Origin of the sequence: Pandoraea sp. PE-S2R-1 (assembly GCF_002179865.1) — a bacterium.
Lineage (GTDB): Bacteria > Pseudomonadota > Gammaproteobacteria > Burkholderiales > Burkholderiaceae > Pandoraea.
The window spans coordinates 435,276-447,663 of record NZ_NGUR01000007.1; the positions used below are offsets into that span (position 1 = coordinate 435,276).

Below are 12,388 nucleotides of genomic sequence, written 5' to 3' on the forward strand. Positions count from 1 at the left end.
CAAGCCACACCAAGCCACGCGAGGCCGTACCAAGCACTCTGCCGGGCAAACCATCGTGGCGCGTAGCGACGATGGTTTGCCTGCCAACGGAAAAGCTGGTTAAATCGCCGGCTTGCCTGCGGGAGAACCACCATCGACGCCACGCTTGTTTTCATTTTCATCGCCACGCTTGCCTCGGGTGTGCTGAGTCTCGCCGGTGCGGCATCGCTCTCGCTGGGCTTGCTGTCGCGGCTTATCGACAAGATGGTCAGCTTCTCGGCGGGCGTGCTGCTCGGCACCGCGTTGCTGCATCTGCTGCCCGAGAGTCTGGAGTCGCACGTCGACGCCCACATCATCACGCGCTGGCTGCTGGGCGGCTTACTTGGGTTCTTCTTGCTGGAGAAGCTGGCGCTGCTGCGTCACAGCCACCATCACGAAGGCGACGGACATCATCACGAGCACGGCCACGACGCGCATGAGGCGGGCAAGGGCGGCTGGATGATTCTCGTGGGCAGTGCGATTCACAATTTCGCCGATGGCGTGGTGATTGCGGCTGCGTTCTTGACCGATCCGAGGCTGGGTGTGGCCGCCACCGTGTCGATCACGGTGCACGAGGTGGCGCATAAGCTGGGCGACTTCATGGTGCTGCTCAACGCGGGGTTCAAACGTCGCAAGGCGCTGGTGCTCACACTGGCATCGAGCCTGACGGCGTTGGCTGGCGGTGTGCTCGGCTACTTCATGCTCGACCGCTTGCAGAGCCTGATTCCGTACCTGCTGGCCCTGGCGGCAAGCAGCTTCATCTACATCGCCGTATCGGACCTGATGCCGCAGATGCAGCGCCGCACGTCACCACGGGACGCCTTGCCGCAGATCCTGCTGATCGCCGTGGGGCTGGCGCTGGTGGTCTGGTTGAATGGTCACGACCATGAGCATGGTCACGGGCACGACCATGACGGCGGTGGCAGTGCGCTGGCGTTGGTCGGTGGTCACGACACGGCGAAGCCGGCGGGGCAGTAACTGCCTGACCGGGTGCGAAGCACCTAGATCAAGGCGACGTCGGCCGTATGCGGGAGATCGGCGGTGTGGCCCTCACGGCCATACGGGTTTCGAATGATCATTGCAGTGTCCTGCAAAGTAAAAAGAGCATCCAGAGGGATGCTCTTTTTATTCCTGCATTCAGCAAGGCTGAGCCGGTATCGACATCATCCGGTTCAGGGTTGCGCGCCCGTCGACACGGGGCGGCGCTTGTCGGCGCACCATTCGCTCCACGATCCCGGATACAGGCTGGCGCCATGCAGACCGGCGACTTCCATCGCAAGCAAGTTATGGCAGGCAGTCACGCCTGAGCCGCACTGCGAAATCACGCGCTCGGGCAGGCGGTCCTTGCCGATGACCTGAATGAATTCTTCGCGCAGCGTTGCGGCCGACTTGAACCGGCCGTCTGCGCCGAGGTTGTCTTTGAAGAATCGGTTCGCTGCGCCCGGAATATGTCCGCCGATCGGGTCGATCGTTTCGTTTTCGCCGCGATAACGATCCGGGGCACGGGCGTCGATCACCAACCGCTCGTGCGAGCTGAGATTGCGCTCGATCGCCGCCGCGTCTGCGGTGGTGGCCAGCGGCTCGCCCGGCGTGAAGTCGCCTTCGGGCGGCGCTTCAGGCGGGGCGGCGTCGAGCTTGAAGCCGGCGCTTTCCCAGGCTTGCAGGCCACCGTCGAGCACCGCTACCGACTCGTGGCCCAGCCAGCGCAGCAGCCACCACAAGCGGGCGGCGTACATGCCGCCCTGTGCGTCATACGCAACAACCTGTTGCCCCTTCGACAAGCCGCACGCGGCCAGATGCCGGATCAGGGTGTCGCGATCGGGCAGGGGGTGACGGCCGTTCTTGCCCGTGGGCTTACCGGACAGATCGCGTTCGAGATGCGCGTAAAACGCACCGAAGATGTGCCCTTCGACGTAAGCGGCTTCGCCGGCCGCCGGGTTGGCGAGATCGAAGCGGCAATCGAAGATGATCACCGGGGCGCCGCCACCGGCGGCCGTTTGCATCAGTGCGTCGAGATTTTGCGGGCTGATGAGCGTGGTGAAGTGGGTGTGAACCATGACGTCTCCGCAGGCGGGCGTGGGGGAAGGCGGGCGAAGCCGCGACAGCCACTCAGGAAGTGGTCGTGGGCCGGCGCAGGGCGGTCATGCCACTCGCCACGATGAGCAGCATGCCGATCCAGCCAGCCAGCGCGGGCCAATCGTCCCAGACAAGCATGCTGATCAGTGTAGCGAAGATTACGCCGGAATATTGCAGATTCGCGGTGACCAGCGTGTTGCCAAGGCTGAACGCCCGTGTGAGCGCAGTTTGCGCAATCAACGCGGCGACGCCGATGGCGAGCATCAGACCGGTACCGCGCCAGGTCAGCGGGTGCATGCCTTCGATGGACACCCAGGCCAACCCGAGCAGAACGCCCCCGGCGGAGAAGTAGAAGACGATGCGCCAGTCCGGTTCGCCGGCCGCGCCCAAATCCTTCACCTGCATGTAGGCGATGGCGGAGAACATGCCCGAGATCACCCCGGCGACCCCGCCGCCCCATGCCTGACTGTCGACCGTGGGCTGCAACAACAGGGCGACACCGACAAATCCCGCGAAGATGGCAGCGACCAGCCGGAAATCGGTGCGCAGGCTGCCGCGCATGGCCGCCGTCGCCATCACGATCAGCGAGATCCAGATCGGCGACATGTAGTTGAGCGTCATGGCCGTCGAGAGCGGCAACTGGGTGAGCGAGTAGAACCAGAGTCCGAGCGAGATCACGCCGGCGGTACTGCGTTTGACGTGGGAGCCGAAGTGGCGCGTGCGGATCGTCTGACCACGCATCCCGGCGATCGCTAGCAGCACGATGACACCGATCAGGCTGCGGTAAAGGACGATTTCGCCGGTGTTGTATTCGTTTGCCGCCAGCTTGATGCAGAGCCCCATCAACGTGAACATGAAGGCGGAGACCAACATCCAGAGCGATTGCATGGCGAATTGTGGCCGATGGATCGGCGATGAGTAGCTATCGGGAGCGTATCTGCGCGTAACTGACCGGCTGGCGCAGGGAAAGACAGGCAGGCGAGATCGAGGGGAGCGATGCAGAAGTCATGCGGCCATGCTGATAGCCGTGCTGGCGTGCGGTTGTCTCCTCAGAGCTCTGCGTCTCCTGATGCTTTCGTCGCCCGGTACTTATCGAAAGCATGGCGACGATTCTAACGAAAACGGCGGGCACTTGGCCCGCCGTCTTCACTTATTTCGGCAAATATTTAATTCAGTCTCTCGCGCGCGACATGACTGTCTCACCAGATGAGATTTTGTGGGCAATGGCTCAAAAATCGCCCATCTGACGCCGCAGGAATTCATGGAAGTGCTGCATGCCGTCTTCCATCGGACTTTGGTACGGTCCGACTTCGGATACGCCGCGTTCGTACAACGCGCGGCGTCCGGCATCCATGCGCTCGGCGATCTCGTCGTCTTCGCGCGCGGTTTCCATGTACGCCGCCCGTTCCGCTTCGATGAATTCGCGCTCGAAAAGGGCGATTTCCTCGGGGTAATAGAATTCGACGATGTTCGTCGTCTTCTGCGGGCCACGCGGAATCAGCCACGACACCACCAGCACGTGCGGATACCACTCGATCATCAGATGGGGGTAGTACACCATCCAGATCGCGCCGAAGTCCGGCGGTACGCCTTCGCGGTAGCGCAGCAGTACGTCGTGCCACTGGCGGTAGATCGGGCTGCCCGGCTTGCCGAGACCTTCATGCACGCCAACGGTCTGCACGCTGTACCAGTCACCGAACTCCCAGCTCAGGTCCTCGCACGAGACGAAGCTGCCCAGACCGGGGTGGAACGGTACGACGTGATAGTCCTCGAGATAAACCTCGATGAACGTCTTCCAGTTGTAGTTACATTCGTGCACTTCGACGTGATCGAACATGAAGTTCGAGAAGTCGAGATGGTGCTTCACGCCGAGGCGCGAGAGATCGGCCTGCACATCGCGGCCTTCTGCCTCGAACAGCAAGCCATTCCAGCGTTGCAGCGGGAACTTGCTGAGATTCAGGCAGGGCTTTTCCGGGAAATGCGGCGCGCCGAGCAGTTCGCCCTTCGTGTCGTAAGTCCAGCGGTGAAGCGGGCACACGATGTTGCGCGCGTTGCCACGGCCATTGAGCATGACCGCCTGGCGGTGGCGGCAGACGTTGGAGAGCAGTTCGATGCCGCCGTGCTCGCCCGCACCGTTGCGGACCAGCATGCGGCCTTCCTGCTCGGCCGGAAGGGCGAAATAATCGCCAGCTTCCGGGATCATCAATTCATGGCCCACGTAGCGCGGACCATGCTGGAAAAGGGCTTCACGCTCGCGGGCCAGGAGGGCCTCGTCGAAGTACGTGTAGACCGGCAGTTGGCTCGAGGCCGGTTTCAATTGCAATGCGCTGCTTAGATTGGACATTCCCACTCCCGTCGAGCTTGGAAAGCAGTGAACAACCCAACCATCGAAAAATCGATTTAGGGGAACCGACGATTATACCCGGTATGCGCGTCAAGCGGCCGCTAAGTCCATGATTTGCGTTAAATATTGTCCGAAAAATGTCATCACTTGCGCTTTTGAAGCGATTCGCGCTCTGCGAGCCGAGACGCTTTTGCCGTAAAATGGAACATTCGACCCGAATTTTGCGTTTATGGCCAAGACTGCAAAGTCGCAAGACGCGGCACCTGAGGTGCCGCAAGACCTGCCCGAAACCTATGAAGCCGCACTCGCCGAGCTCGAACAGCTCGTCGGCCGGATGGAAGGGGGCGAGCTGGGTCTGGAGGAATCGCTGGGGGCATACCGGCGTGGCGCGGCCTTGGTGAAATACTGCCAGGGTCTGCTCGAAAAGGTTGAGCAGCAGGTCAAGGTGCTCGAGGGCGAAACATTGAAGCCGCTCGAGGCGGGCCGCGACGAATAAAAGGCGCGCGAATTACGCCGAATTACGCCGCATGGCGACCCATAACACGCACGGCCGGACCGGTACGTGCAGGATGAAGACGATGGCGGATCAGAATATCAAGGCCTGGATGCAGGCTGTGCAGGCTCGTGTAGAACAGGCGCTCGACGCCGCGTTGCCCAAGGCTGCCGATGGCGGCTCGGCACGACTGAACGACGCGATGCGTTACGCAGTACTCGGTGGCGGCAAGCGTGTGCGTCCGCTGCTTTGCTTTGCTGCCGGTGAAGTGACGCAGGCCAGCGAAGCGGCGCTCGACCGGGCGGCCAGCGCGGTGGAAATGATTCACGCGTACTCGCTCGTGCACGACGATCTGCCGTGCATGGACGACGACGATCTGCGTCGCGGCAAGCCGACCGTGCACGTGCAATATGACGAAGCCACGGGCTTGCTGGCTGGTGACGGACTGCAAACGCAGGCGTTCGCGTTGCTCGGTGAAGCCACCTCGGACCTGAGCGCAGCACAATCGCTCGCGCTGGTGCGTGAACTTGCGGTCGCCTCAGGCGCGCTCGGCATGGCCGGCGGCCAGGCCATCGATCTGGAGAGCGTCGGCATCAAGCTCAACCAGTCGCAACTCGAAAATATGCATTGCCTGAAGACCGGCGCGTTGCTGCGGGCTTCGCTGCGTATGGGCGCGATCTGCGGCCGCGCACTGTCGGATGACGAAAGCGCGGCACTCGACGCATATGCGGCGGCGGTCGGATTGGCATTCCAGGTGGTGGACGACATTCTCGACGCGACGGCCGATTCGGCCACGCTCGGCAAGACGGCTGGCAAGGATGCCGCCAACGACAAGCCGACGTACGTATCGCTGATGGGGCTTGATGGGGCACGTGGCTACGCCGAGAAGTTGCGCGCGGATGCCCACAAGGCCAGTGAATCGCTGGGTAACGCCGAGCGCCTTCGTGCGCTGGCCGATTACGTGGTCGATCGTATCAACTGATGGTGAGTAGGGCAGATCTTCCGGCTTCAGTCGGTAACGCCCGCGAACTATCAGGAGTGGTGAAAAGCTGCTCAAGCATGAAGTGAACAGATTTAGAGGCGGTTTCGGCTGAGGATTACGGGACCCGGAGCCGCCTGCGGTAGTGACAAGCAAGGGCAAGGAGGGTCGGCGCGGTCTCCCCACAGAACGCACCGGCAGGACATCGGCGACAGCGCTCAGGGGGTGCTGCCCGACAATACGCCTATATATGGAACGACGATGTACGAACTGCTAAATACCATCGATGACCCGGCCGCATTGCGGCGTCTGGAGCGTCGCCAACTGGCACCGTTGGCCGAAGAGCTGCGCGCTTTCGTGCTTGAGAGCGTGTCGCGCACTGGCGGGCACCTGTCGTCCAACCTCGGCACGGTCGAGTTGACGATTGCGTTGCACTACGTGTTCAACACGCCGGAAGATCGCATCGTCTGGGACGTGGGCCATCAGAGCTACCCGCACAAGATCCTGACCGGTCGCCGCGGGGACATGGGCACGCTGCGCCAGTTGGGCGGCATCTCCGGTTTCCCGAAGCGTGATGAATCGCCTTACGACACGTTCGGCACGGCGCACTCGAGCACGTCGATCTCGGCCGCACTCGGTATGGCGCTCGGCGCACGTACCAAGGGCGAGCACCGTTTCGGCATCGCCGTGATCGGTGACGGCGCGATGACTGCCGGCATGGCGTTCGAAGCGATGAACAACGCCGGCGTGCACGAAGACGTGCCGCTGCTGGTCATCCTGAACGATAACGACATGTCGATTTCGCCGCCGGTCGGCGCGCTCAACCGCTATCTCGCCCGCCTCATGTCGGGCCGTTTTTATGCGGCCGCGAAGAAGGGCGTGGAGAAAGTGCTGAGCGTGGCACCGCCGGTGCTGGAACTGGCGCGCAAGTTCGAAGAGCATGCCAAGGGCATGGTCGTGCCGGCCACGATGTTCGAAGAGTTCGGCTTCAACTACATCGGCCCGATCGATGGTCACGATCTCGATTCGCTGATCCCGACGCTCGAAAACATCAAGAATCTGAAGGGGCCGCAGTTCCTGCACGTGGTGACGCGCAAGGGCTACGGCTACAAGCTGGCGGAAGCGGATCCGGTGCTGTATCACGGCCCGGGCAAGTTCAATCCGGCCGAGGGCATCAAGCCGAGCACGAGCAGCAAGAAGACGTACACGCAAGTGTTCGGCGACTGGCTGTGCGATATGGCCGCTGCGGACAAGCGCGTCGTCGGTATCACGCCGGCCATGCGTGAAGGCTCGGGCATGGTCGAGTTCGAAAAGCGCTTCCCGGAGCGTTATTACGACGTCGGCATTGCTGAGCAGCACGCGGTGACGTTCGCGGGCGGCATGGCAACCGAAGGCCTCAAGCCGGTGGTCGCGATCTACTCGACGTTCCTGCAACGCGGCTACGATCAGCTGATTCACGACGTCGCGCTGCAAAACCTGCCGGTAGTGTTCGCGCTGGACCGCTCCGGTCTGGTGGGCGCTGACGGTGCGACGCACGCGGGCGCGTACGACATCGCCTTCATGCGCTGTATCCCGAACATGGTGGTGATGGCGCCGTCGGATGAAAACGAGTGCCGCCAGATGCTGTACACGGGCGTGCAGATCGACGGTCCGTCGGCAGTGCGCTATCCGCGCGGTGCGGGTACGGGTGCCGCGATCGAGCAGACGATGACGGCTCTGCCGATCGGCAAGGGTGTGGTGCGTCGTGAAGGTCAGGCCGACGCCGGTCGCCGCGTCGCGATTCTCGCGTTCGGCAGCATGGTTGCCCCTGCACTGGCTGCGGCGGAACAACTCGATGCGACGGTCGCCGACATGCGCTTCGTCAAGCCGATCGACGACGAGTTGATCGCACGCCTGGCGCAAACGCACGACTATCTCGTGACCGTGGAAGAGGGCAGCATCATGGGCGGCGCAGGCTCGGCCGTCGCGGAATCCCTGCTCGCCGGTGGGGTTACTCGCCCCGTACTACAATTGGGCCTGCCCGATCGCTTCATCGATCATGGCGACCCCGCGCTGCTGCTGGCTTCGGTCGGCCTCGACGCCGCGGGCATCGCGAAGTCGATCAACGAGCGATTCGACCTCAAGTCGCAAGACGCGGCCGAGGGATCGAAGACATCGAAGGCATCGGACGAGGTGACGACAAAGCTCGTCGCCTGATTGGTCGGTCGTTAGCCATACCTGAACGATCCGGCTTTCGCGCCGGATCGTTTTGTTTTTGAGAAGCGCTTCCCACATCCCGTGCCGGGGCTCTCCGGCACGTTCCCGATGACTCTCGCCAGCGGCTCGCGAGCCCGGCATCGGAATGCGTTTGCCCATTGCCTCCCCCCAAGTCGGCTTGCCGGCACAGAAGGATGAATTGATGAACCAGATGAACCCCGCTTTCGTAATGCCGGACGTGCAGAGCAGCGTCGATACCCGGCAGATCCCGATTCAGCGCGTCGGTGTGCGCGGTGTGCGTCACCCGCTGTCGGTGCGTCTGGCCGGCGGTGACGTGCAGGCGAGCGTCGGCCTGTTCAATCTCGATGTGCATCTGCCTGCCGATCAGAAGGGCACGCACATGTCGCGCTTCGTCGCGTTGCTCGAAGAAAATCGTGCACCGCTCGATCTGGCGGCATTTCGCACGATGCTCGACAGCATGCTGGTCAAGCTGGAAGCCGAAGCCGGTCGCATCGAAGTGACGTTCCCGTATTTCATCAACAAGACGGCGCCGGTGTCCGGCGTGCAAAGTCTGATGGACTACGAGGTGACGCTCACGGGCGATGTGCGCAACGGCGTGTCGCGCATCTGGCTCAAGGTGCTGGTGCCGGTCACGAGCCTGTGCCCATGCTCGAAGAAGATCTCGCAATACGGTGCGCACAACCAGCGCTCGCACATCACGATCGATGCCGAACTTTCCGGTGACGTCGCCGTGGAAGAATTGGTGCGGATGGCCGAAGAAGAAGCCTCTTGCGAACTGTGGGGCCTGCTGAAGCGTCCGGACGAGAAGTTTGTGACCGAGCGCGCGTACGAAAACCCGAAGTTCGTGGAAGATCTCGTGCGTGACGTGGCGACGCGTCTGAACAACGAGCCGCGCATCGTGGCGTACGTGCTTCAGGCGGAGAACTTCGAGTCGATCCACAATCACAGCGCCTATGCGGTGATCGAGCGCGACAAGCGCGCGACGGCATAAGCTGCTCCGGTCGAAAGCCATAAAAAAACCGCTCTTCGGAGCGGTTTTTCTTTGGACGCTGGCGGGCTGCCGAGTCGAACGGGACCGAATCAGGCAGTGCGCACGATATCGGCCAGATCCCAACGCGGGCGCACGGTGTAAGCGTATTCGCTGTCGGCTTCGTCCGGCCAGTGCTTGAGGCGCATTGCCCCGGCAAACGCGATCATCGCGCCGTTATCGGTGCAAAACGCCAGATCGGGGTAGTGCACGCGATAACCACGACGCTTGGCGGCTTCGTTCAGCCCCTCGCGCAACTGCTTGTTCGCGCCGACACCGCCGGCGACCACCAGCGTTTTCATGCCAGTCTGCTTGAGCGCTGCCATCGACTTGGCGACGAGCACATCCACGATGGCATCGACGAAGCCGCGGGCGAGGTCCGACTTCTCTTGCTCGCAGACGTTGCCGCCAAGATTGCGCACTTGGGTGAGTACGGCGGTTTTCAGGCCGCTGAAGCTGAAGTCGAGATTGCCCGAGTGTTTCATCGGGCGCGGCAGGTCAAAGCGCCCGGGCGTACCGAATTCGGCCAGCCGCGAAACAGCGGGGCCGCCCGGGTAACCGAGGCCGAGCAATTTGGCCGTCTTGTCGAAGGCTTCGCCTGCGGCGTCGTCGAGCGTCTCGCCGAGCATGGCGTATTGGCCAAACGCGCGCACTTCCATCAATTGCGTGTGGCCGCCCGAGACGAGCAGCGCGACGAACGGGAAACCGGGCGCATCGGGTGCCAGCAGCGGCGAGAGCAGGTGGCCTTCTAGATGGTGGACGCCAACGACCGGCCGGTCGAGCGCAAACGCCAGCGCATTTGCCACGCTCGCGCCGACCAGCAGCGCGCCCGCGAGGCCGGGGCCTTGGGTATAGGCAATGGCGTCGACGGCGCTGAGCGGCTTGCCGGCTTGGGCGAGCACTTCTTCGGCCAGCGGCAGCGCGCGCCGGATATGGTCGCGCGACGCCAGTTCGGGCACGACGCCGCCGTATTCGCGATGCATGGCGATCTGCGAATGCAGGGCGTGCGACAACAGACCGGCCTCGGTGTCGTAGAGGGCGAGTCCGGTTTCGTCGCAGGAGCTTTCAATGCCTAGAACCAGCATGGCGGGAGGAGAGGCGCGCGGCGTCTGTCAAAAAGGGGAACCGAGAAGTATACCAGTCACCCCCGACGCCCGCCGGTTACAATGCGCGCCATGGAAAAGTTCGATGTAGCGATTGTGGGTGCCGGTGCTGCCGGCCTGATGTGCGCGGCCGCGGCCGGGCAACTCGGGCTGCGCGTCGTCCTCATCGATCATGCGACGCGTCTGGCGGAGAAGATCCGTATCTCGGGCGGCGGGCGCTGCAATTTCACCAATATCAACGCGGGGCCGGCCAATTACCTGTCGGACAATCCCCGCTTCTGCCGTTCGGCCCTGGCGCGTTACACGCCGCGCGATTTTCTGGATCTGCTTAAGCGCCACAAGATCGCGTGGCACGAGAAACATCGCGGCCAGCTGTTTTGCGACGAAAGCGCCGAGGACATCATCGAAATGCTCCGCAAGGAGTGTGCGGCGGGGCATGTGCACTGGCGCATGCCTTGTTCGGTGCATACCGTCGCGTATACCGACGCGGGTGGCGCTCACCCGTACCACTTGACGACAGATGCGGGTCATATCGCGGCAAAACGGCTCGTGATTGCCACGGGTGGCCTCTCGATCCCCAAGATCGGGGCAACCGATTGGGGCTATCGCATTGCCCGTCAGTTCGGTCTGGATGTCATCGAGCCGCGCCCGGCGCTGGTGCCGCTAGTGTTCGACGCTGCGACGTGGGCGCCGTTTGCTGGTCTGTCCGGGCTTTCGCTGGAAGTGGACGTTAGCACGGGGAAGGGCAAAGAAGCGGGCAGTTTTGTGGAAGATCTGCTCTTTACGCACCGAGGTCTGTCGGGGCCCGCGATCTTGCAGATCTCCAGCTTCTGGACGCCGGGGCAGCCCATTTCCCTGAATCTGGCGCCCGCGACGGACATCGAGGCGGCGCTTTTCGAGGCGAAAGCCAACTCGAAGCGGCACCTCGCGAATCTGCTCGCCCAGTGGGTGCCGGCACGGCTGGCCGACGCGTGGGTGGCCAATAGCGGGCTTTCGCCGCAGGCACGGGTGCAGGAGCTGTCGGACAAGGCGCTGCGCTCGCTCGCGGAGGCATTTTCCGGGTGGACGCTCAAGCCGTGCGGCTCGGAAGGCTGGCGCAAGGCGGAAGTGACGCGCGGCGGCGTGGACACACGTGCGCTGTCGTCGGCCACGCTAGAGGCACGGGCGCAGCCCGGCTTGCACTTCATCGGCGAAGTCGTCGACGTGACCGGCTGGCTGGGGGGATACAACTTCCAGTGGGCCTGGGCGTCCGCTGTCGCTTGCGCGCAGGCGATGTCCGAAAGCGTACGGGCGGCCTCTACCGGAGGTGACGCCCTGTCGTAGACGGCCCCTGGGTCGCCGTGATACGCTCTCTCCTTCGTGGAGACGGCGCTTTCCGACAGTCAGATCGTCCGTCGAACCCGTTCCGATGCCGCCGACGTGCGGCATCTGCGTCTCCATCGAGCCCGCTTGTGAATTGTCTTCCAAGCGGGTTTTTGTGTTCTTTACCACTGTTTGTGGCCAGCGCCAGCGTTTCGGCTGCGGCCGCAGGCGGTGTGTGCCAAGCCTTGCCGGCCGTCCTTTTCTTTAGGGCGGCATGCACTACACTGAAACGTATTCGAATTCCGGAATCCCAGCTCATGAGTCTGAAAGAACGCATTACCGAAGACATGAAGACGGCCATGCGTGCCAAAGCCGCCGAAAAACTGGGGACCATCCGCTTGCTGCTCGCCGCGATCAAACAGAAGGAAGTCGACGAGCGCATCTCGCTCGACGACACGGCGGTCGTGACCGTGATCGACAAACTCATCAAGCAACGCAAGGATTCCGTCAGCCAGTTCCAGGCCGCCGGCCGAACCGATCTGGCCGACAAGGAAGCCGCCGAAATCGAGGTGCTTCAGGTTTATATGCCGCAGCAACTCTCGGCAGAAGACGTGGCACAGGCCGTCAAGGCTGCCGTGGCGCAGACCGGCGCGGCGGGTCCGCAGGACATGGGCAAGGTGATGGGCGTGCTCAAGGGCCAACTGGCCGGGCGCGCCGACATGACGGCCGTGTCCGCGCAGGTCAAGGCTGCGCTGGCCGCGTAATCCGGATATGCGGTCTGGCGCCGTCGCTTTTGCGATGGTTCGCGGCCGCGTTGCAATGGCATCTA

At 62.9% G+C, this 12,388-nt stretch carries 11 protein-coding genes; 7 read left to right on the top strand and 4 right to left on the bottom strand.

Features of this window, described 5'->3' with window-relative positions; all coding sequences use genetic code 11:
• The first annotated feature begins 132 nt into the window (after positions 1 to 132).
• Positions 133 to 996, top strand: coding sequence for a ZIP family metal transporter (locus tag CDV44_RS04640; RefSeq protein ID WP_087686868.1), 864 nt, complete (start codon positions 133 to 135; stop codon positions 994 to 996).
• A 194-nt stretch (positions 997 to 1,190) separates the two neighbouring features.
• On the opposite strand, the gene CDV44_RS04645 is transcribed toward CDV44_RS04640, so the two are convergent.
• The 3 genes from CDV44_RS04645 to CDV44_RS04655 form a co-directional block, all read right to left on the bottom strand.
• Positions 1,191 to 2,075, bottom strand: coding sequence for a sulfurtransferase (locus tag CDV44_RS04645; RefSeq protein WP_087686869.1), 885 nt, complete (start codon positions 2,073 to 2,075; stop codon positions 1,191 to 1,193).
• 52 nt (positions 2,076 to 2,127) lie between these two features.
• Positions 2,128 to 2,982, bottom strand: coding sequence for a DMT family transporter (locus CDV44_RS04650; protein WP_087686870.1), 855 nt, complete (start codon positions 2,980 to 2,982; stop codon positions 2,128 to 2,130).
• Between the two features lie 340 nt (positions 2,983 to 3,322).
• A complete protein-coding gene (locus tag CDV44_RS04655; protein ID WP_087686871.1) occupies positions 3,323 to 4,438 on the bottom strand; it encodes an aromatic ring-hydroxylating dioxygenase subunit alpha in 1,116 nt (371 codons plus the stop codon).
• Between the two features lie 229 nt (positions 4,439 to 4,667).
• Here CDV44_RS04655 and CDV44_RS04660 point away from each other — a divergent pair, with 229 nt between their 5' ends.
• From CDV44_RS04660 to folE2, 4 genes are all read left to right on the top strand, one after another.
• On the top strand, positions 4,668 to 4,934 hold the full coding sequence (locus CDV44_RS04660; RefSeq protein WP_087686872.1) for an exodeoxyribonuclease VII small subunit: 267 nt from the start codon (positions 4,668 to 4,670) through the stop codon (positions 4,932 to 4,934).
• Between the two features lie 73 nt (positions 4,935 to 5,007).
• On the top strand, positions 5,008 to 5,913 hold the full coding sequence (locus CDV44_RS04665) for a polyprenyl synthetase family protein (RefSeq protein ID WP_087686873.1): 906 nt from the start codon (positions 5,008 to 5,010) through the stop codon (positions 5,911 to 5,913).
• 258 nt (positions 5,914 to 6,171) lie between these two features.
• Positions 6,172 to 8,106, top strand: a complete 1,935-nt coding sequence (gene dxs, locus CDV44_RS04670; RefSeq protein WP_087686874.1) for a 1-deoxy-D-xylulose-5-phosphate synthase — start codon at positions 6,172 to 6,174, stop codon at positions 8,104 to 8,106.
• 202 nt (positions 8,107 to 8,308) lie between these two features.
• Positions 8,309 to 9,118, top strand: coding sequence for a GTP cyclohydrolase FolE2 (gene folE2 / locus CDV44_RS04675; RefSeq protein WP_087687234.1), 810 nt, complete (start codon positions 8,309 to 8,311; stop codon positions 9,116 to 9,118).
• Positions 9,119 to 9,207: 89 nt separating this feature from the next.
• On the opposite strand, the gene tsaD is transcribed toward folE2, so the two are convergent.
• The gene (gene tsaD, locus CDV44_RS04680) at positions 9,208 to 10,239 is read right to left on the bottom strand and encodes a tRNA (adenosine(37)-N6)-threonylcarbamoyltransferase complex transferase subunit TsaD (RefSeq protein ID WP_087686875.1); all 1,032 of its coding nucleotides are present in this window, start codon (positions 10,237 to 10,239) and stop codon (positions 9,208 to 9,210) included.
• Positions 10,240 to 10,320: 81 nt separating this feature from the next.
• Here tsaD and CDV44_RS04685 point away from each other — a divergent pair, with 81 nt between their 5' ends.
• Positions 10,321 to 11,580, top strand: a complete 1,260-nt coding sequence (locus CDV44_RS04685) for an NAD(P)/FAD-dependent oxidoreductase (protein ID WP_087686876.1) — start codon at positions 10,321 to 10,323, stop codon at positions 11,578 to 11,580.
• Positions 11,581 to 11,876: 296 nt separating this feature from the next.
• Positions 11,877 to 12,323, top strand: coding sequence for a GatB/YqeY domain-containing protein (locus tag CDV44_RS04690; RefSeq protein ID WP_058377972.1), 447 nt, complete (start codon positions 11,877 to 11,879; stop codon positions 12,321 to 12,323).
• Positions 12,324 to 12,388 lie beyond the last annotated feature (65 nt).

Bases quoted from the DNA above. Each gene is read 5' to 3' on its own strand.
- CDV44_RS04645 (WP_087686869.1), bottom strand. From the start codon at position 2,075: ATGGTTCACACCCACTTCACCACGCTCATCAGCCCGCAAAATCTCGAC.
- CDV44_RS04650 (WP_087686870.1), bottom strand. From the start codon at position 2,982: ATGCAATCGCTCTGGATGTTGGTCTCCGCCTTCATGTTCACGTTGATG.
- CDV44_RS04655 (WP_087686871.1), bottom strand. From the start codon at position 4,438: ATGTCCAATCTAAGCAGCGCATTGCAATTGAAACCGGCCTCGAGCCAA.
- CDV44_RS04660 (WP_087686872.1), top strand. From the start codon at position 4,668: ATGGCCAAGACTGCAAAGTCGCAAGACGCGGCACCTGAGGTGCCGCAA.
- CDV44_RS04665 (WP_087686873.1), top strand. From the start codon at position 5,008: ATGAAGACGATGGCGGATCAGAATATCAAGGCCTGGATGCAGGCTGTG.
- dxs (WP_087686874.1), top strand. From the start codon at position 6,172: ATGTACGAACTGCTAAATACCATCGATGACCCGGCCGCATTGCGGCGT.
- folE2 (WP_087687234.1), top strand. From the start codon at position 8,309: ATGAACCAGATGAACCCCGCTTTCGTAATGCCGGACGTGCAGAGCAGC.
- tsaD (WP_087686875.1), bottom strand. From the start codon at position 10,239: ATGCTGGTTCTAGGCATTGAAAGCTCCTGCGACGAAACCGGACTCGCC.
- CDV44_RS04685 (WP_087686876.1), top strand. From the start codon at position 10,321: ATGCGCGCCATGGAAAAGTTCGATGTAGCGATTGTGGGTGCCGGTGCT.
- CDV44_RS04690 (WP_058377972.1), top strand. From the start codon at position 11,877: ATGAGTCTGAAAGAACGCATTACCGAAGACATGAAGACGGCCATGCGT.